At 69.1% G+C, this 18,525-nt stretch carries 18 protein-coding genes; 7 read left to right on the top strand and 11 right to left on the bottom strand.

Annotated elements, in window-relative coordinates; translation table 11 throughout:
- Positions 1-7: 7 nt before the first annotated feature.
- Positions 8-1,435 carry an FAD-dependent oxidoreductase gene (locus P3102_RS05205; RefSeq protein WP_276366974.1) on the bottom strand — a complete coding sequence of 476 codons (1,428 nt, stop codon included), beginning with the start codon at positions 1,433-1,435 and terminating at the stop codon, positions 8-10.
- Complete coding sequence (locus P3102_RS05200) at positions 1,432-3,501, bottom strand: molybdopterin oxidoreductase family protein (protein ID WP_276366972.1); 2,070 nt, start codon at positions 3,499-3,501, stop codon at positions 1,432-1,434. The genes P3102_RS05205 and P3102_RS05200 overlap by 4 nt, the downstream gene beginning before the upstream one ends.
- Positions 3,502-3,748: 247 nt before the next feature.
- On the opposite strand from P3102_RS05200, the gene P3102_RS05195 reads away from it, so the two are divergent.
- Positions 3,749-4,273, top strand: coding sequence for a PadR family transcriptional regulator (locus P3102_RS05195; protein WP_276366971.1), 525 nt, complete (start codon positions 3,749-3,751; stop codon positions 4,271-4,273).
- A gap of 15 nt (positions 4,274-4,288) precedes the next feature.
- Entirely contained in the window at positions 4,289-4,741 is a 453-nt protein-coding gene (locus P3102_RS05190; RefSeq protein ID WP_276366969.1) for an FtsX-like permease family protein, read from the top strand.
- A gap of 41 nt (positions 4,742-4,782) precedes the next feature.
- Here P3102_RS05190 and P3102_RS05185 read toward each other — a convergent pair whose 3' ends face one another.
- The 4 genes from P3102_RS05185 to P3102_RS05170 all read right to left on the bottom strand — a co-directional run bounded on the left by P3102_RS05185 (position 4,783) and on the right by P3102_RS05170 (position 9,196).
- Positions 4,783-5,580, bottom strand: a complete 798-nt coding sequence (locus tag P3102_RS05185) for a TIGR02569 family protein (RefSeq protein WP_276366958.1) — start codon at positions 5,578-5,580, stop codon at positions 4,783-4,785.
- A 215-nt stretch (positions 5,581-5,795) separates the two neighbouring features.
- The gene (gene moeZ / locus P3102_RS05180; RefSeq protein ID WP_276366957.1) at positions 5,796-6,974 is read right to left on the bottom strand and encodes an adenylyltransferase/sulfurtransferase MoeZ; all 1,179 of its coding nucleotides are present in this window, start codon (positions 6,972-6,974) and stop codon (positions 5,796-5,798) included.
- Positions 6,975-7,090: 116 nt separating this feature from the next.
- Entirely contained in the window at positions 7,091-8,257 is a 1,167-nt protein-coding gene (locus tag P3102_RS05175) for a DUF3152 domain-containing protein (protein ID WP_276366955.1), read from the bottom strand.
- A gap of 81 nt (positions 8,258-8,338) precedes the next feature.
- Positions 8,339-9,196: an alpha/beta hydrolase gene (locus tag P3102_RS05170; protein WP_276371639.1), complete on the bottom strand. Its 858-nt coding sequence runs from the start codon at positions 9,194-9,196 to the stop codon at positions 8,339-8,341.
- A gap of 321 nt (positions 9,197-9,517) precedes the next feature.
- Between P3102_RS05170 and P3102_RS05165 the strand changes: the two genes are divergently transcribed.
- Both P3102_RS05165 and P3102_RS05160 read left to right on the top strand, forming a co-directional pair.
- On the top strand, positions 9,518-10,141 hold the full coding sequence (locus P3102_RS05165) for a TetR/AcrR family transcriptional regulator (protein ID WP_276366953.1): 624 nt from the start codon (positions 9,518-9,520) through the stop codon (positions 10,139-10,141).
- A gap of 160 nt (positions 10,142-10,301) precedes the next feature.
- Positions 10,302-10,838, top strand: a complete 537-nt coding sequence (locus P3102_RS05160; RefSeq protein WP_276366951.1) for a carboxymuconolactone decarboxylase family protein — start codon at positions 10,302-10,304, stop codon at positions 10,836-10,838.
- 85 nt (positions 10,839-10,923) lie between these two features.
- Here the strand turns inward: P3102_RS05160 and P3102_RS05155 are convergent, their stop codons facing one another.
- On the bottom strand, positions 10,924-11,847 hold the full coding sequence (locus P3102_RS05155; protein ID WP_276366949.1) for an alpha/beta hydrolase: 924 nt from the start codon (positions 11,845-11,847) through the stop codon (positions 10,924-10,926).
- A complete protein-coding gene (locus P3102_RS05150) occupies positions 11,844-12,752 on the bottom strand; it encodes a diiron oxygenase (RefSeq protein ID WP_276371637.1) in 909 nt (302 codons plus the stop codon). Before P3102_RS05150 ends, P3102_RS05155 begins: the two co-directional genes overlap by 4 nt.
- Before the next feature lie 50 nt (positions 12,753-12,802).
- Between P3102_RS05150 and P3102_RS05145 the strand changes: the two genes are divergently transcribed.
- Positions 12,803-13,582 carry a TetR/AcrR family transcriptional regulator gene (locus P3102_RS05145; RefSeq protein ID WP_276366948.1) on the top strand — a complete coding sequence of 260 codons (780 nt, stop codon included), beginning with the start codon at positions 12,803-12,805 and terminating at the stop codon, positions 13,580-13,582.
- Positions 13,579-13,905 (top strand): DUF4873 domain-containing protein, encoded by a 327-nt coding sequence (locus tag P3102_RS05140; protein WP_276366946.1) that lies wholly within the window; start codon positions 13,579-13,581, stop codon positions 13,903-13,905. The genes P3102_RS05145 and P3102_RS05140 overlap by 4 nt, the downstream gene beginning before the upstream one ends.
- A gap of 106 nt (positions 13,906-14,011) precedes the next feature.
- Here the strand turns inward: P3102_RS05140 and P3102_RS05135 are convergent, their stop codons facing one another.
- The 3 genes from P3102_RS05135 to P3102_RS05125 form a co-directional block, all read right to left on the bottom strand.
- On the bottom strand, positions 14,012-15,292 hold the full coding sequence (locus P3102_RS05135; RefSeq protein WP_276366945.1) for a heparan-alpha-glucosaminide N-acetyltransferase domain-containing protein: 1,281 nt from the start codon (positions 15,290-15,292) through the stop codon (positions 14,012-14,014).
- Positions 15,293-15,406: 114 nt separating this feature from the next.
- Positions 15,407-15,637 carry a DUF3107 domain-containing protein gene (locus tag P3102_RS05130; protein ID WP_005167610.1) on the bottom strand — a complete coding sequence of 77 codons (231 nt, stop codon included), beginning with the start codon at positions 15,635-15,637 and terminating at the stop codon, positions 15,407-15,409.
- Between the two features lie 59 nt (positions 15,638-15,696).
- Positions 15,697-16,350: a ferritin-like fold-containing protein gene (locus P3102_RS05125; RefSeq protein WP_034313407.1), complete on the bottom strand. Its 654-nt coding sequence runs from the start codon at positions 16,348-16,350 to the stop codon at positions 15,697-15,699.
- 550 nt (positions 16,351-16,900) lie between these two features.
- On the opposite strand from P3102_RS05125, the gene P3102_RS05120 reads away from it, so the two are divergent.
- Positions 16,901-18,520: a DEAD/DEAH box helicase gene (locus P3102_RS05120; RefSeq protein WP_276371635.1), complete on the top strand. Its 1,620-nt coding sequence runs from the start codon at positions 16,901-16,903 to the stop codon at positions 18,518-18,520.
- The last annotated feature ends 5 nt before the right edge of the window (positions 18,521-18,525 follow it).

The raw sequence follows: 18,525 nt of genomic DNA, 5'->3' as shown, positions 1-18,525 counted from the left end.
TTCGGGTTCACTGGGCGGCCAGCCATTTCGCGACCCCGCCGACGGCGTCCTGGCAGCCGCCGCAACCGGTCGTCGCCCTGGTCGCTCCGGCGAGGGCCGGGACGTCGGTGGCACCGGCGCGCCAGGCCTCGACGAGCCGCCCCTTGGTCACCGCGTTGCAGCGGCAGATGACCGCCGCCGCGGGCAGATCGGCCGGGCTCACCGCCGAGGGCGCCCCGGGCGGCAGAGAGCGTCCTAAGAGGACAGCCAGCCGGTCTTCGGGTATCGGCGTGCGCCGGTCGTAGAGCTGCGCGATCGTCGCGGCCGCGTCGGGCAGGCCGAGCAGGATCGCCCCGGCCACCCGGTTCTCGCGCACGACGAGCTTGCCGTAACGGCAGCCCGCCGGGTCGCTGAAGGTGAGCACTTCGGCGGTCCGGTCGTCCGCGCCGGTCATCGTCTCGCCGAGCGCGGTGAGGTCGATGCCGCGGGCCTTGAGCCGCGTCACCGCCTGCGTGCCGCGATAACGGGACGCGGAGTTCGTGCCGGTGACCAGATCCGCGACGACGGCGGCCTGTTCCCACGCGGGTTGCACGAGACCGCCGAACGCGCCCGGATGCTTCGCGCAGTCACCGATCGCGTGGATTCGGCCGTCGCTGGTGCGCAGCAGATCGTCGACGACGACGCCGCCCTCGACGGTCAGCCCGGCGTCCACGGCCAGTTTCGTCTCGGGCCGGACACCGGTGGAGACGACGAGGAGATCGGCGGGCACGTGCGTGCCGTCGTCGAGTTTGAGGCCGTCGCCACTGACATAGCGCGCGGCCCCGGCACCGAGCCGGAAGCCGACGCCGAGCTCTTCGAGCTTCCTGGTCAGCACCCGCGCGGATTCCGCGTCGAGCTGGCGTTCCATGATGTGCGGCATCGGATGCACGACGGTGACGAGGTTTCCGCGACCGGCGAGACCTCGTGCGGCTTCCAGGCCGAGCAGCCCGCCGCCGAGCACCGCGACGGGAGCGCCCAGTTCGGCGGCGTCGAGGATGCGGGCGCAGTCGTCGAGGGTGCGGAACGCGACGACGTCCGGACCGGGTTCGAGCCCTTCGACCGGCGGCATCCACGGGTTCGCGCCGGTGGCGAGCACGAGCGCGTCGTAGTCCACGGTGGACCCGTCGTCGAGGTGCACCCGCCGGATACCCCTGTCGATCGACGTCGCGGTGACGCCTCGTCGCAGGTCGGCACGGGCACTGGACGCCCAGTCGTCGTCGTGCAGCCGGACGGCTTCGGGTCGCATGCTCCCGGCGACCACCGAGGAGAGCAGCACCCGGTTGTAGGCGGTGTGCTCCTCCGCGCCGACGACGGTGAGCCGCACGCGTTCGCCTTCGGGGTCGCGGCGCCGGATCTCGTCCGCGAGCCGCGCGCCCGCCATCCCGTATCCGGCGATGACCACCGACCGGGGGCTCACGCGACGACCTCGGCCGGGGCGAGCGCGACCGCGCACACCTTGAACTCGGGCATCCGGCTCGTCGGGTCGAGCGCCGGGTTGGTCAGCAGATTCGCCCTGCCCCGCCCTGGAAAGTGGAACGGCAGGAACACCAGGTCGGGGCGTGACGACGCCACGCAGCGGACCCGGGCGACGGTCTCGCCGCGCCGGGAGCGCACGACGGCGAGGTCACCCTCGGCCAGTCCCGCCCTCGCGGCGGTATCCGGATGGACTTCCACGAAGACCTCCGCCACGACGTCGTTCAGCTCCTTGACCAGCCGGGTCTGCGCCCCGGACTGGTAGTGCTGCAGGACCCGGCCCGTGGTGGCCTGCAAGGGGAATTCGGCGTCGGGCGGCTCGGCCGGGCCGACGTGGTCCACCGGGACGAACCGCGCGCGGCCGTCCGGATGGGCGAAGGCGTCGAGGAACATCCGCGGTGTGCCGGGATGCGATTCCGCCGGGACGGGCCAGTAGAGAGCTTCGCCTGCCCGGAGCCGGTCGTAGGTGATGCCCGAGTAATCGGCGACACCGCCCTTGGACGCCCGCCGGAGCTCGGTGAAGACCGCTTCGGCGTCCGCCGGGAACCGTCCGTCCGGCTGACCGAACCGGCGGGCGAGTTCGGAAAGCACGAAGAGATCGGTCTTCACTCCGGACGGCGGGTCGATCGCCTTGCGCCGCAGGAGGATCCGGCCTTCGAGATTGGTCATCGTGCCGTCCTCCTCGGCCCACTGCGTGACCGGGAGGACGACGTCGGCCATCGCCGCGGTCTCCGACAGGACGAGGTCCGAGACCACCAGGAAGTCCAAAGAGGACACCTTGTCCTGGATGTTCCCGGCGCCGGGCGCCGAAACGACGAGGTTGCTGCCGAACACCAGCAACGCGCTCGGGCCGTTTTCGGTGCCGAGTGCCTCCAGCAGCTCGACGGCCGACCGGCCCGGCCCCGGCAGGGAGTCCGGCGGAACACCCCAGACTCCGGCGACGTACTCGCGGGCCGCGGGGTCGTCGATCTTGCGGTAACCGGGCAGCTGGTCGGCCTTCTGCCCGTGCTCGCGCCCGCCTTGGCCGTTGCCCTGCCCGGTCAGGCAGCCGAAACCGGACCCCTGGCGGCCCGGAAGGCCGAGGGCGAGCGCGAGGTTGATCCAGGCGTTGACCATCGCGGTGCCGTTGGCGTGCTGCTCGGTGCCGCGCGCGGTGAGGACGTAGGCGTTGCGGGCCGCCGCGAGTTTGCCGGCGACGCGGCGCTGGTCGGCGGCGGAGACCCCGGTGACCTGCTCGACCCGCTCCGGCCACCAGGCCGCGACCGAACGCCACAGCTCTTCGAAGCCGTTCGTTCGCTTGTCCACATAGGACCGATTCAGTAGCCCGTCGGCGACGACGGCATGCAGAATGCCCTGCGCGAGCGCGAGATCGGTGCCCGGCGCGGGAGCGAGGTGCACTCCGGCGAGTTCGGCGGTCGGAGTGCGGCGCGGATCGACGACGATCAGGTCCGCGCCTCGCAGGTGCTGAGTGAACGGCGGCATGGTCTCGGCCGGGTTCGCCCCGACGAGCAGGACCGCGTCGGCGTCGGCGAGATCCGTGACGGGGAACGGCATCCCGCGATCGGCGCCGAACGCCTTGATCCCGGCGGCCGCCGCCGACGACATGCAGAACCGGCCGTTGTAGTCGATCTGCGAGGTACCCAACGCGACCCGGGCGAACTTCCCCAGCAGGTACGCCTTCTCGTTGGTCAGCCCGCCCCCGCCGAAGACGGCGACCGAGTCGGCTCCCCTGGCCGCGCGGATCTCGGTGAGCCGCCGCGCGACGAGGTCGAGCGCCCGCGGCCAGGACGCGGGCCGCAGTTCGCCGTCGACCCTGATCAGCGGTGTCGTCAGACGGGAAGGCGAGGTGAGGAGCTCCCCCGACGTCCAGCCCTTCTGGCACAGGCCGCCGGCGTTGACCGGGAAGTCGCGCGGCGCGACCCGGGCGCCGTCGAGGCTCATCCCGCACTGCAGGGCGCAGTACGGGCAGTGCGTGTCCACCGCGGTCTCGGTGGGGGCGGCGAGCGGCACGGGCACCTCCTCCAGGCGTCGATAGCGCTTGAAGGTAGGGAGGCCGTGTTACCTGGAAACTCCCGAATGTTTCAGGCGGTTGACATTGACCGCTCCCGATGGACGTCACACCGTGAGGTCGCCACACCCCGCAATTCGGTACCTGCTTGCGATCGTTGCGCGTGCAACTACCGCGAGCAGTTACCGAATTGCGGCTATACACAAGATGTATAGATCCCGCGTATACATACTGTTTATAGTCACTCGCATGTCCATCGGGAACACGCTGCTCGGCCTGCTCGAAGCCGGTCCCAAGCACGGTTACGACCTCAAACAGCTTTACGACAAGCAGTTCCGGCAAGACCGTCCACTGCACTACGGGCAGGTCTACTCGACGCTGAACCGGCTCCTGAAGAACGGCCTGGTCGAGGAGAACGGCGTCGAAGCGGGCAGTGGTCCGGCCCGGAAGCGGTACGCGATCACCGAAGCAGGCGTCGCCAACGTCGAGGAATGGCTGAAGAGCCCGGAAAGTCCCTCGGTCTACCTGCAGAACACGCTCTACACCAAGGTCGTGCTCGCGCTCCTGTCCGGCCGGGGCGCCCAGGACCTGCTCGACGCCCAGCGGAGCTCCCACCTGCGCGCCATGCGCGAGCTCACCGCCCGCAAGACCGACGGCGATCTCGCCGACCAGCTGATCTGCGACCACGCGCTGTTCCACCTGGAAGCGGATCTGCGGTGGCTGGAACTCACCGCCGCCCGCCTCGACGACCTCGCGCGCCAGCTGACGCGCTGATCTGGGGACCGCACAGTGGAAACACCGTTGTTACACGGGCTCGGCCTGCACAAGACCTTCGGCCCTGATCAGGCGCTGGCCGGGGCCGGGCTGACGCTCCAAGCCGGCGAGATCGTCGTCCTGCCGCTGGCCGGGATCAGCCTGCCGGTGCTCGCCCAGGAACAGGTCCGGGAACGGCGTCGGTCGCTCGGGGCGCTGTCCGCCACCGGTGTCCCGGTGCGGGTGATCGTCCGATCCTTGTTGTGGCAGAACGGAATTCCGCTGCTGCTGGGCATCGTGGTCGCCACGGTGACCGGGATCGCCGTCACCGCGCTGAGCAGGCGGCTGTTCCGGGAAGGGCTGTACGTCGACTGGTCCTCGGTCGGGCTGCTCATCGCGGCGACGGTCGCGATGGTGGCGCTGGTGACGGCGTCGACGGTGCCGTCCGTGCGCTCGGCGGCGAGGTCGGAGAACCTGCGCACCGAGTGATCCGTCCGTGAAGGCCCCTTGACCCGGGGGCCTTCACGGACCTAAAGCACGGCGCTGACGTCGCGGGCGGCGGCGCGGAGCCCGTCGTGCGCCGCTCGCGTCGACCGCGGGTCGAGGGCGTTGGCGGCGAGGCGGAAGAGGATCGCCCGCAGGAGAAGCTGGGGCCATTCGGGCAGATGCGCCCAGCGTTCGAGAAGAGCGATGGTGGCGCCACCCCAGGCCAGCGCGTCGACCGCGACGATCGCGGCCCCCCATTCACCGGGCCGGTAGTACGGCACGAAATCGACGATGCCGGGGGCCGCGTCACCGTCGAACAGCACGCCGGCCAGCAGGTCCCCGTGCACGACCTGATCCGGCAGGTTGACCGGTCTTCGGGAACCCGCCAGCACCTCGAACCAGCGGCCGCCCTTGTTCTCGTCGAGCGGCAGGTCCGCCTCGCCCCAGGCGAGTTTGTCGGCCAGCGCCTCGAGTTCGGTGCGCCGCCCCGGAAAATCCGGCCGCGGCAACCCGGCCGTCGCCCGATGCAGCTTGACCGCCGCGTGCACGACCTCGTCATAACGGTGCTCGGCCGTCCCGGACACGAACAGGTTCGCCGACCAGCCGCCGACCACCCACCGGCCGTCACTGGACCGAACGGGCTTCGCGATCCGCAACCCCGGCTCGTCGACGGCTTCCAGCGCCCGCGCCGTCCACAACGTCCGCGACTTGTCCACGACGGGCTTGAGCACGAGATCGTTGTAGCGCCAGGCGGTGGTGCCGGGCAGCGGTTCCGCGTCACCGGTCCGTCCGCCGAACGCCGAACAGACGTGTTCCGGAGGGCTTTCGAGGGTGGCACGCACGGCTCGGCACGTTACCCCGTCTTCCACGTCCCGGACGAAAAGACGCGCTGGTCTCGCGTGGCCCAGCGCCGTCTCACCGACGGACACCTCGCCTTGGTGCCTGGGTACATGAAGGCCCCCTTCCTGTACCCAGGCGCAAGGAAGGGGGCCTTCATGTACTTCGGTGATGGTTGCCGGGGCCGATCCAGCGCGGCGCGCGGGCCGAACGACGAACCTCAGTAGGTCGGCAAACTCTGGTCGATCTGCCGCGCCCAGGCCAGCACCCCGCCACCGAGGTGGGTCGCGTCCTTGAACCCCGCCTGGTGCAGCGCCGCGAGCGCCTCCGCCGAACGCGCGCCCGACTTGCAGTGCAGCACGATCGGCTTGTCCTGCGGCAGTTCCGACAGCGCCTCGCCCGAGAGGATCTTGTCCTTCGGGATCAGCGTCGCGCCCTTGATGTTCACGATCTCGTACTCGTGCGGCTCACGGACGTCGATGAGGGCGAAGTCGTCGCCGTTGTCGAACTTGGCCTTGAGTTCCGCCGGAGTGATCGTGTGCCCCGAAGCGGCCGAAGCGGCTTCGTCGGACACAACACCGCAGAAGGCGTCGTAGTCGATGAGCTCGGTGATCTTCGGGGTCTCCGGATCCTTGCGGATCTTGACCTCGCGGTACTTCATCTCGAGCGCGTCGTAGCTGACGAGCCTGCCCAGCAGTGGCTCACCGATGCCGGTGATCAGCTTGATCGCCTCGTTCACCATGATCGAGCCGATCGACGCGCACAGCACGCCCAGCACCCCGCCCTCGGCGCACGACGGCACCATGCCGGGCGGCGGCGGCTCGGGGTAGAGGTCGCGGTAGTTGAGGCCCTTGCCGTTCGGCGCGTCCTCCCAGAACACGCTCGCCTGCCCCTCGAACCGGTAGATCGAGCCCCACACGTAGGGCTTGCCGGTGAGCACGGCGGCGTCGTTGACCAGGTAGCGCGTCGCGAAGTTGTCGGTTCCGTCGAGGATCAGGTCGTACTGCTCGAACAGCTCCAGCGCGTTCGACGACTCGAGCCGGTCGGTGTGCAGGTGCACCTTCACGAAGGGGTTGATCTCGGCGATGGTCTCCTGCGCCGACGCGGCCTTGAGCTTGCCGATGTCGGACTGGCCGTGGATGACCTGGCGGTGCAGGTTCGATTCGTCGACCTCGTCGAAGTCGACGATGCCGAGCGTGCCGACCCCGGCCGCGGCCAGGTACAGCAGCGCCGGGCTGCCGAGGCCGCCGGCCCCGATGACCAGCACCTTGGCGTTCTTCAGCCGCTTCTGCCCGGTCATCCCGACGTCCGGGATGATCAGGTGACGGCTGTACCGGGCCACCTCTTCCTTGGTGAGCTCGGCGGCCGGCTCGACGAGCGGCGGCAGCGTGCCTGACATCGGGTCCTCCATCTCGCGTGGATCGCGGTCGCATCCCAGTATCTACAACACCAGGCGGCGGAAACGACTTCCCGTGTTTCACATTCTGGGAAATTCCGGTGGAGGGGAGGGTGGGACTAGGGTGTCTGGTTCGGCCAGGAGCCCGGCTTGCAGACCAGGCCGTCGGCGGGCACCTTGCCGCGGTCACCGCCGGGGAGATCGTTCAGCTGCGCCACGAAATTGTTGGAAACGCCGAAGGTCTGCTGCATCATCACCGGCGCGATCCCGCCGTTCTCCTTGCAGCCCACGTGTTTTCCGCCCAGGGCGTGCCCGACTTCGTGGTTGATGGCGTACTGACGGTACGCGACCATGTCGCTCTCGAACGCCATCGCTCCGCGCACCCAGCGGGCGAGGTTGATCACCACGCGCTTGTCGAAACTGGACCGGTAGCACGAGGTCTCGTAGGTGATCTGGAACATGCAGACATCCGGGCGATGCGTGGTGTTCGGTGTGGTGAGACTCACCCGGAAACTCGGGTTCGGGAAGCTCGCGTCGACACGCTGGAGCGCCTTCTTCCCATCCCACGTCCAGCTTCTGGGATCGGACAGCGTGCCCTGCACCATGGTGGCGAAGCTGTCGTCACCGCCGTAGCTGGCCGGATCGATGCCGTCCTCGACCTCGACGGTGTAGGTGTACAACTGCCCTGTCCCGACCTTGTCGCCTTTGCCCGGCACCACGTGATAGGTGCCCTGACCGGACGGCGTGAAGGCACCGCCCTTGGGCAGATCCGCGGTCGGGATCTTGAGATCGACCGGTTTGGCCGGGTTCTCGGGAAGGACGTCGCCGCCCCCGTCCACCCCCGCGCCCGGCTCGCCGCCGTTGCCCGCGGAACCGTCGGCCGAAGCGAGGCTCGCGCCGTCCGCGGGGATCGGCTCGGGCGGGCCGGTCGCGGTGTTGAACACGACCAGCGCGGTGATCACCACCAGGATCGGCAGCGCGTACACCCGCCAGCCGTAGATCTTGGCGAAGTGGCCGATGCCGCCCTTGCTCTTGCCTTCCCGGGGCTCGGCGGCGCCCGGCTCGTGCGGCTTCCAGGACGCGCTGAGCGGCTGCGCACTGGTCCGGCGGCCGCCGGGGCGATAGCGGTCCTCGTCGAGCCGCTGCGACGGCGGCGGCGTCGGCCGGTACTGCCCGGTGCGCGGCGCGTCGGAGATCCGAGGCTGGGTACGTGACGAACGGCGACCGGAGGCGGAGTACTGAGACCGCCGTCCTTCGCCCTGCGCGCCTTGCTTCACCCGGTCCACGGCAACCAGGGTGCCATAACCGAACTGTGATGTTGTGAGCGACCGGCCCTTCACGCAGCGTGTCCTGCCCACCCGAATGGACTACCAGGTGCCGGATTCCACCGCTTCCCACATGCCCAAAACGGCCTTCGCTACGACATTCGGGCGTTCCATCTGCGCCACGTGGCCGGTTCGGGGGAGAACGAGCAGCCGGGCGTGCGGAAGTAGCCGAGCGGTGCGCTCCGCGCGCCGGACGGAGATCACCCGGTCGTGCTGCCCCCAGACGACCAGTGTGGGCGCGGCGACGTTCGGCGCGACGGCCCACAGCGACGCGGGTCCGCGCGCGGACCACGTCCGGAAGATGCCGAACGTGCTGCGAGCGAGCGCGGGGGTGGCCCAGGCGAAGGCGGCGCGAGCGCTGTGCTCCTCCTCGAGCTCGTCCAGCCTGCTTTCGGCGAAACGGCCCGGGTCGGCGAAGCACAGCTTGATGACCTGCATGGCGCGTTCGCGCGGGTCGAGCGCGGCCAGCTGACGGCGCACTCGCGGGCCGATCAGCGGCAGGTACGCGAACGCCATCCGCGGATCGGACAGGCGCTTCATGCTGGGACGGAGATCCGGCATCGCCGGCGAGATCAGCGTCAGCGTCTTCACCAGTTCCGGGCGCCGGGCCGCGACGAGCAGCGCGACCGCGCCGCCCATCGAGTTGCCGAACAGGTGCACCGGCCCGCGGTCCAGGCTTTCGATGTGGCTCGCCACGATTTCGGCGTGCGCGTCGAGACTGAAATCGAAAGCGTCGGGCGGCTCCGAATAGCCGAACCCGGGCAGATCGACCGAAGTACCTGCCGCCTGGGGCGCCAAAAGAGCGGCGAGATCGGTCCAATTCGTGGCCGAGCCGCCGAGGCCGTGGACGTAGACGGCCGTCTCGGGACCGCCCGGCGTCCGGCGGATGTGCAATTTCACCCCGCCGACACTTATTGTTTCCCCGGGCCACGGCGGCGGCGCGGGGTCGAGCGACGGCAACGACCTGCGCGACAGCGGTACGTGGGTCAACGGCGGGCGGCCCCCGACGGCACGGGAAACTGGAGAAGACACAGCACCAAGGATGCCCGACCCTTGGCGGTCCGGCTGTACCGGCGAGTAATCTCGAGGTCACTTCACGCGGCGGTGACCCTGCCCGAAGAAGCCCGCTCGACTGCGCTGACGAGTTCTCGGCGGTAAGGACCGCCTCGGACAAGGCTGACGCGTTCTCGGCGGAGACGAGTGCCTCGAACTGGAGGAACGATGACAGAAATGGCGCGACTGCAGGCACGAGGCGTCCGCCTGCCCAGAACGGAACGCCGCGCCCAGCTGCTGGCCGCCGCTCAGCGGGTGTTCGCCGCGAACGGTTACCACGCCGCCGCGATGGACGAGATCGCCGAAGAGGCCGGAGTCAGCAAGCCGGTCCTCTACCAGCACTTCCCCGGCAAGCTCGACCTCTACATCGCGCTGCTGGAGAGCCACGTCGACGAACTGGTGCGGCGGGTCAAGGACGCGCTCGACTCCACGACGGACAACAAGCAGCGCGTGCCGGCCACCGTCGGCGCGTTCTTCGACTTCGTCAACAACGACGCGGGCGCGTTCCGGATGGTCTTCGAATCCGACCTGCGCGGCGAGCCCGCCGTGCAGGAGGCGGTGGACCGGGCGACGTCGGCCAGCGTCGACGCGATCACCGACACCATCACCGCCGACGCGGGCCTCGACGAGGACAAGGCACGGCTGCTCGCGGTCGGCCTCGTGGGCCTCTCGCAGGTCAGCGCCCGGTTCTGGCTGGCACACCACAAGTCGATGAGCCGCGAAGAGGCCGTCGCCCTCACTGCCAACCTCGCCTGGCGAGGGATCGGCGGCGGCTTCCCGTTGCAGCACTGACCCGCAATTCGTCATCTGCTTGCGATCACCCCGATCGCAAGCAGATGACGAATTGCGTCGGAACACTTCGCTGTCACTTTTGATCCATCCAGCGGCACCGGACGGGCCCGCGTTTCGGCTATGAATCAAGCGACCGCGTCCCGATCCGCGAGGAGTTCCCATGCCCCACATCGCGCTCGACGAGAACTTGCCAGGCATCACCGCGCTGTTCGCCTACCGACCGGAGACAGCGGCGCCCCTCGGGCAACTCGCCGAGGTCCTGCTTCGCGGCCCGAGCAGCCTCAGCGTCGGCGAGCGCGAACTGATCGCCGCGGTCGTCTCGCGCGGCAACGACTGCACGTTCTGCTCACGCAGTCACGGCGCCGTCGCCGCCGAAGCGCTCGAAGGGGGCATGCCGGTCGTCGAAGCGGCTTGGAAGGACGTCGACGGCGCCCCCGTCTCGGCGAAGGTGCGGTCGCTTCTGCACGTCGCGCTGGCTGTCCGCGAAAGCGGGAAGTCCGTGAGCGAAGACCTGATCGAGACCGCCCGCGCGGAGGGCGCGACGGACGTCGAACTCCACGACACCGTGCTGATCGCGGCCGCTTTCTGCATGTTCAACCGCTACGTCGACGGGCTGGCGACGATCGCCACCGACGACCAGGACGCCTATCGGGAGACGGGCGTCCGCCTCCTGGAGAACGGCTACACGCACCTGTGAGGGGAGCAAGGGACCTTTGCTCTCGCCCCTCTCGCTCCCTCTCGATGCCGAGAGAAACGAGAGCAAAGGTCCCTTGCTCCCGCTTTCAGACCCTCACGGCGCGGCGGACGAGTGCCGCGATCCGGCCCGAGACCTCCTGCGCCCGTTCCTGCGGCAGCATGTGCCCGGCGCCCGGGTAGCGCACGAACTCGGCCTCCGGCAGCGCGTCGGCGATGACCTTGGCGTGTGGGGGCGGGCAGAGCCTGTCCTGCTCCCCGGCCAGCACGATCACCGGTTTGCCCTGCAACGCCGCCAGCGTGACCCGGCAGTCGTGCCGGGAGATCGCTTCCTGGAATCCGGCGACACTCGCCGGATGCGCGCACAGCAGCTGTTCGGCGACCGAGTCGACGTCGGCCCGCTGAGGCCGCCGCCCGAAGACGAGCAGCCGCGCACCGGGGCGCACCACCGACAGCGGCAGCGGCAAGGCGTCCCGGCGGTTCTTCGCGAGCAGTTTCGCGAGCCTCCGTTCGAACCTCGCCGCGCCGCTGCCCGCGATCCCCGGCAGGCCGAGGGTTATCCGGTCCATCTCACCGGACGACGTGGCGACGAACGCGACCCCTGCGACGCGCCGGTCCACCAGATCGGGATGCCTGCGGGAAAGTTCCATGATCGTCATACCGCCCATGGAGTGCCCGGCGAGCACGAGCGGTCCGTTCGGGACGCGGTCCTGGATGAGTTCGGCGAGGTCGTCGGCGAGGGTCGGGATCGTGGCCTTCCCCGGTTTCGCCGGTGCGGAGCCGCCGTGGCCACGCAGGTCGTAGCGCAGGATCCGGACGGAGTCGCCGAGCCGCGAGACGACGCCGTCCCAGGTCCGGTGGTCCTGGGTCCAGCCGTGCACGAGCACCAGCGTGAGTTCGGAGTCGGCCGGACCGCTCGTCTCGACGTGCAGCGCGGTGCCGTCGCCGGTCACGAAACGGTGTTCCCGCGACGGGTCCCACGAGACGGTGTCGCGTTGCTTCACACTCTTCATCGCTTCGCCGGCAGCAGGAAGGACTTGCGCCAGAAGTACATGCCGGGCTTGCCGACCAGACCGGACTCCTGCAGGAACGGCATGATCTTCTCGCCCGCCCATTGGATGCTTTCGCGCCAGTGGGGGTTGTTCAGCGCGGCTTCGACGCCGTCCCGCGGCCGGATGCCGACGGCCTTGTAGACGTTCGGGTTGATGAAGGCCCGCGTCACGAAATACGAAATCAGCGCGATGATGAACTGCTGATAGACGATCTCCTTCTTCGACAGTTTCGCCATCCCGCGAGTGACCTCTTCGCGGGCGAAGGTGACGTGGCGGGCTTCCTCGAGCACGTGGATCCGGTTCACCATGCGCACCAGCGGCTGGATGTCCGGGTCGTTCATCTGCTCGCGCTGAAGCCGGTCGAGGACCTCTTCGGCGACGAGGATCGCGCCGTACCGCGCGGGGCCGTAGCTGATCGAGGGCATCAGTTTCGCCAGCCGCCGCAGCCACGGCACCGGCCCGTAGGACGGGCAGCCGATCCGCGAGGCCATCCGCGCGAACATCGTCGAGTGGCGGCATTCGTCCGCGATCTCGGTCAGCGCGTACTGGGCGTGCGAGCTGGTGGGGTCTTCGTCGTAGACCTCCTTGAGCAGCATCTGCATCAGGAGGATCTCGAACCACAGCCCGGTCGTGGCGACGCTCGCGACCTCGTGCTTGCCGAGTTCGATGCGCTGCTCTTCGGACAGCGAGTCCCACAGCTCGGTGCCGTAGAGCGAAGAACGATGTGCCGGGATGTAGTGCTTCCCGTCCACGAGCGGAGCGTTCCAGTCGATGTCGACGTCGGGGTCGTAGAACTTGTTGGCGGAGGACTTGAGCAGCCGCTCGGCTGTCTTCTCCCGGTCTGTTTCCTTCAGCGCCCGCGTCATTGCCGACACGCCCCTATCTGTAACTCGCGGTAACAGTTACCTCTGGTAGCATGACTGGGGTGATCGAACGTGTCAAGCGCAACAGCAAGCAGTCGAGCAAGCACCCCACGGCGGGTGAGGCCGACACGGGCGACGCCCGTCGCGACCGCTGGCGCAAACACCGGATCGCGCGCCGCGCGGAGTTCGTCGAAGCGGCTCTCCGTGCGCTCGACACCCACGGGCCGGACCTCGGCATGGAAGACGTCGCCGCCGAAGCGGGCGTCACGAAACCGGTTTTGTACAGGCACTTCGACGACAAGGCCGATCTGTACGTCGCGCTCGGGCAGCGTGGCACGGAGATCCTCTTCCAGCGGCTGATTCCGGCGATCAACTCCGAGCTGGCCCCGGTCCCCCGGATCCGGATGGCGCTCGACGCGTTCTTCAGCGTCATCGAGGAGCACCCCAACCTGTACCGCCTGCTCGCCCGCGGCGGCCTCCAGGAAAAGGTGGTCGTCAAGTCCGACGTCGTCGCCGAGGACAAGGAACTGATCGCCACCGCGCTCACCGCGCTGCTCGGCGACTACATGCGGATGTTCAACATGGACTCCGGCGCCGCCGAACCGTGGGCGCACGGCATCGTCGGCATGGTGCAGAGCACCGGTGAATGGTGGCTGGACCGGCGCTCGATGGGCCGCGACAGCGTCGTCGAATACCTGACCCAGATCATCTGGGCCGCGATCGACGGCCTCTCCCGGCAGCAGGGCATCGTCATCGATCCCCAGCTGCCGCTCGAAGAGAACAAGGTCGTCCAAATGCGGAAGACCCAGGAAAAGCAGGCGGAGGGGCAATGAGCGAGCACGACGAAGACGGCTACTCCGGCGAAGCGGTTCTCGTGATCGACGGGACCGAGATCGCCACGACGGTGGAACTGCGGGGCTACTTCCAGCCCATCGACGGGTATTACCGCTGGTACGGCCGCGTGGCCACGCACGAGCAGGTGTCCGCGGCCGCCGGCGGCAAGAAAACCGCCGTCGAGATCCGCGCGGGCGAGTACAGCGCGAAGGGCGAACTCTCCGACCCGGACCCGTGGGACCGCTACCGCATCATGGGCACCAGCACGCCGCCCTTCCACGTGCCGACCTCGCTGGAAGAACTGAACGAACTCAACGCCTGAACCCCGGCGGAAGTACCTGAAGGCCCCCTTCCTTGCGTCCAGCGCAAGGAAGGGGGCCTTCAGGTACTGAGGATCGGCCTGCGGGCGAGCAAGAGGCTTGAGACTGTCAACCCCGCCGCTGGGCGGGCACCCGAGCCACCGCCCCCACGTACTTCGGCCAGCTCGACAGCTTGTTCATCGCCCATTCCAGCGGCCCGCGCCCGACGAACCTCCGCCACAGCACCGCGGCGGTCAGCGCGACCACCGAGAACTCGACGAAGTGCAGCACGCTGAAGATCGAATCACCGTCGCTCTCGTCCCACAGCAGCGCGATCGCCACGAAATGCAGCACGTACGCGCTCAGCACCCGCCCGCCCAGATCCGCGAGCGGCCGCAGCACGCGGTCGAACTTCGGCATCAGCAGCTGGCAGCCACCGATCACCGCCGCCGCGATCCCGATCGAGATCAGCAGGTCGAACGGCGTGTACGAAGTCCCCGTCGGCAGCAGTTCCCAGGCCCAGCTGGTGGTCGGCGGCGTGCCGTGGATCCAGGTCTGGTGGAGCCGGAGGAATTCCGGCGGCGTCATCCCCGCCTGCGCGGCGGCCGGTTCCAGTGAGCGGTAGACGGCCCGCATGCCGCCGAGCGGCCCGGTCGCGATCCACGACACGACGTAACCCCCCACCGCGAGCGCCGATCCGCCGAAGAACAGCCGACGGCACACACTGAGCGAGCTCAGGTCCATCCGCCCGAGCGACATCCCGGCGAACACGTACGCCATCAGCGTCAACGCGGGGAAGGTTCCGGTCAGCACGAGTACGGTCGCGGCCTTCGCCAGCCCGGTCGACGTGACATCGGCCGCGGTCAGGTCCGGCGCGAAGAAGAACAGGTCGCGGGGAAGCAGCTGCGCTCTGATCAGATGCGAGAGCAGCGGGCCCGCCACGGCGACGACGACCGCGGCGATCGCCAAGGCTTTCGCGCCCGCGCGGAGCCACGGGATCGCGAAGAGGAAGCAGGCCCCGTAGTAGGCCAGAATCACCATGTAGCCGGTTTCGAGGCTGGTCAGCCACAGCCCCAGCGCCACCAGCAGCGGGGCCCGGGTCGCCAGCTTGAGCGCGACGCGCGTCCGGTCGCGGCCCAGTTTCGGGCGGCGTCCGCCGGACATCAGCGCGATCGAGACCCCGGCCAGAACCGCGAACAACGCCGCGGAGTGGCCTTCGAACGGTTTGAACAGCACCCCGACGCCGCCTTTGACGGGGTCGGGACCGACATGCACCGCATACATGCCGAGGACGGCCAAGCCACGGGCGACGTCGATGCCGGTCAACCGCCCGGCGACCCGTTTGCCTGGTTCGGGAACTGTACGCACGCCGTCCACCAGCGCGCGGTCCATCACAGTGACGCCGTCCACCTCATTCCTCGGCTAGCCCCCTGCCGTCCCCGCCATAGCGTGACGATCAAATCTGAGAGCTGGCTGAGATGCGGCGGTGACGCCACTGTGACATCCGACTACAACCCGATCGGGTCAACCACCCACAGCGAAGCCGACCTTGCGAACGTCCGACGGCGCGATTTCGACGTAGGCGATCCGGTCGGTGGGCACGATGTACTTACGGCCCTTTTCGTCGTCGAGGCGGAAGATCCCGTCGCCGGCCCTCAAGGCGTTCGCGACCAGTTCCTCGACCTCGTCGGGCGACTGGCTGCTGGACACCACGAGCTCCCGCGGCGTGTCCTTGATGCCGATCTTGACCTCCACGTGGGACCTCCGCTTGAAAGTTCGAAATTACTGGCCCGCCAAGGCTAGCCGAAGAGACGTCAGCCGAGCCCCAGCACCTGCATGCGTTTGGTGTGCCCCTGCTGCAACCGGCGGAACAGCGCGGCGATTCCCGAAAGGTCTCCCGAGCCTTCGACGATCAGTTCGGCGAGCCCGTCCCGCTCGGCGACGACGTACTGGGCCTGCGTCAACGCCTCGCCCAGCAGGCGACGACCCCACAGCGCGAGTTTGTCCCGCGCCTTCGGGTCGGCCTCGATCCCGGCCGCGACTTCGCGTTCGGCGAACGCGGAGTGCCCCGTGTCGGCGAGCACGGTGAGCACCAGATCCTTGGTTTCGGGGTCGAGCCAGCTGGCCATCTCGCGGTAGAGGTCCGCCGCGAGCCCATCGCCGACGTAGGCCTTCACCAGCGACTCGAGCCAGGAGCGCGGCGCCGTGGAGGCGTGCCAGGCGTCGATGTGCCCGACGAAGGGCCTCATGGCGTCCTCGATCGCGACGCCGTGCCCCGCGAGGTGCTTGGTGAGCAGGTCGTAGTGCCCGATCTCGGCGGCCGCCATGGACGCCAGCGCGGCCCGGCCGGACAGCGTCGGCGCGGTGCGCGCGTCCTCGGCCATGCGATCGAATGCGGACAATTCCCCATAGGCGAGTACGCCGAGCAAATCGACTACGCCCTCACTGATCTGCTTTGCCTCCGTCACGGCGGAAAGGGTAGCGCCGAACACACCTTCGGGGTGGTGAAGAGACCGATCCCACCCTCCTCGACACGAGGGCGAACTCGGCCGGAAAGAGACCCTCCCCACCTCCCTGCGCGGCGAGGACTTCGGCCGGAAAGAGACCCTTCCCACCTCCCTGCGCGGCGAAGACTATCCGAAAACCGCAGATCAGGTAGACTGGCCATCGGATACGACGGATCATCCGTCCCGGATCGGGACGCTGCTGCGGCTGAAGGACAGCCGGTGCGGCCCTGATCAGCGCAAGAATGATGTGCGTGCACGCCATCCTGCGGCATTCCCACGAAGGGCCGCTTCAGCGCCAGTAGCGCGGAGCCCGAGCGAATTTTCGTGGTCGAGTGTCGATCGGTGACCAGGGCAGTGCGCGCTGGTCACGAGAGAGGCGAGCACCCTGACCACGAACGAAACCACGACCGAAGAGACCACCACCGGCGTTCCGGAGGCCGTCGCGCTGGAGCACAGCGAGTCAGGCCCGGCGGCACTCGACGTGTCGCACCCGCTGCAGGCGGGCGCGCCGGTGGAACCCGAAGCCCCTTCCTTCGCTTCCTTCGGCGTCAAGCCGGAGATCGTGAAGGCGCTGAGTGAGGCCGGGATCGAGCGAACCTTCGCCATCCAGGCATTGACGCTGCCGCTGGCCATGGCAGGCGACGACCTGATCGGCCAGGCCCGCACGGGGATGGGCAAGACGCTGGGCTTCGGCGTCCCGCTGCTGCACCGCGTCGAGGTCCCCGGCGACGGCACCCCGCAGGTGCTGGTCGTCGTGCCGACCCGTGAGCTGTGCATCCAGGTCGCGAACGACCTCAAGGGCGCCGGCAAACACCTCGGCATCCGCACCCTGGCCATCTACGGTGGCCGCCCCTACGAATCGCAGATCGCGGCGCTCCGCAGCGGCGTCGACGTCGTCATCGGCACCCCGGGCCGCCTGCTGGACCTGGCCGAGCAGAAGCACCTGGTGCTGGGCAAAGTCCGCGGGCTGGTGCTGGACGAGGCCGACGAGATGCTCGACCTGGGCTTCCTGCCCGACATCGAGCGCATCCTGCGGATGGTCCCGGACAAGCGCCAGACGATGCTGTTCTCGGCGACCATGCCGGGTCCGATCATCACGCTGGCCCGCACGTTCCTCACCCAGCCGACGCACATCCGCGCCGAGGAGAACGACGCCGGCGCCATCCACGAGCGCACCACCCAGTTCGTCTACCGGGCGCACTCGATGGACAAGCCCGAGTTGATCGCCCGCGCGCTGCAGGCCGAAGGCCGTGGCCTGACGATGATCTTCACCCGCACCAAGCGCACCGCGCAGAAGGTCGCCGACGAGCTCGTCGAGCGCGGCTTCGCGGCCGCCGCCGTGCACGGTGACCTCGGCCAGGGCGCCCGCGAGCAGGCGTTGCGCGCGTTCCGCTCCGGCAAGGTCGACGTGCTGGTCGCCACCGACGTCGCCGCCCGCGGCATCGACATCGACGACGTCACGCACGTGATCAACTACCAGACGCCGGAGGACGAGAAGACCTACGTCCACCGGATCGGCCGCACCGGCCGGGCCGGGCGCACCGGTGTCGCGATCACCCTCGTCGACTGGGACGAGGAGCCGCGCTGGAAGATGATCTCGGACCTTCTCGGGCTCGACATGGCCGAGCCCGCCGAGACGTACTCGTCGTCGAAGCACCTGTTCAGCGACCTGGGCATCCCCGCGGGCACCACCGGGCGCCTTCCCCTCTCGAAGCGGACCCGCGCCGGCCTTTCGGCCGAGGTCGAAGAAGACCTGGGCGGCAAGCGCCGCGGCCGTGGCCAGCAGGGCCAGCAAGGCCCGAAGGACGAAGAAGAAGCGCCCCGCAAGCGCAACCGCACGCCGCGCAAGCGGACCCGCGGCGGTGCGAACGCGGCCGCGAAGATCGAGGCCGCGGACGCCGCGGACGCTTCGGCGGAGGGCACGGACGGCGAGACCTCCGAGGCAGCCGAGGCGCCGTCGGAGGGCCGCACGCGGACCCGTCGCCGTAGCCGCGGCGCCGCCAAGCCGAGCCCGGAGGTCAGCGGGCCGGCGGTCGAAAAGGAGGCGGGCGACAGCGCCGAGCGTCCGGCTCGACGACGCCGCCGTCGCCGTCCCTCGGCGACTTCTGATACACCTGCGTCGGCAGACTGAGAGCT

The sequence above is a fragment of the Amycolatopsis sp. QT-25 genome, assembly GCF_029369745.1.
Taxonomy (GTDB): Bacteria; Actinomycetota; Actinomycetes; order Mycobacteriales; family Pseudonocardiaceae; genus Amycolatopsis.
Note: the sequence above shows the minus strand (reverse complement) of the source record. Positions and strands in the feature narration are given on the sequence as shown.

Excerpts from the sequence above, each read along its gene's own strand:
- P3102_RS05150 (WP_276371637.1), bottom strand. The coding sequence starts at position 12,752 with ATGACGCGGGCGCTGAAGGAAACAGACCGGGAGAAGACAGCCGAGCGG.
- P3102_RS05160 (WP_276366951.1), top strand. The coding sequence starts at position 10,302 with ATGCCCCACATCGCGCTCGACGAGAACTTGCCAGGCATCACCGCGCTG.
- moeZ (WP_276366957.1), bottom strand. The coding sequence starts at position 6,974 with ATGTCAGGCACGCTGCCGCCGCTCGTCGAGCCGGCCGCCGAGCTCACC.
- P3102_RS05165 (WP_276366953.1), top strand. The coding sequence starts at position 9,518 with ATGACAGAAATGGCGCGACTGCAGGCACGAGGCGTCCGCCTGCCCAGA.
- P3102_RS05140 (WP_276366946.1), top strand. The coding sequence starts at position 13,579 with ATGAGCGAGCACGACGAAGACGGCTACTCCGGCGAAGCGGTTCTCGTG.
- P3102_RS05155 (WP_276366949.1), bottom strand. The coding sequence starts at position 11,847 with ATGAAGAGTGTGAAGCAACGCGACACCGTCTCGTGGGACCCGTCGCGG.
- P3102_RS05195 (WP_276366971.1), top strand. The coding sequence starts at position 3,749 with ATGTCCATCGGGAACACGCTGCTCGGCCTGCTCGAAGCCGGTCCCAAG.
- P3102_RS05145 (WP_276366948.1), top strand. The coding sequence starts at position 12,803 with ATGACTGGGGTGATCGAACGTGTCAAGCGCAACAGCAAGCAGTCGAGC.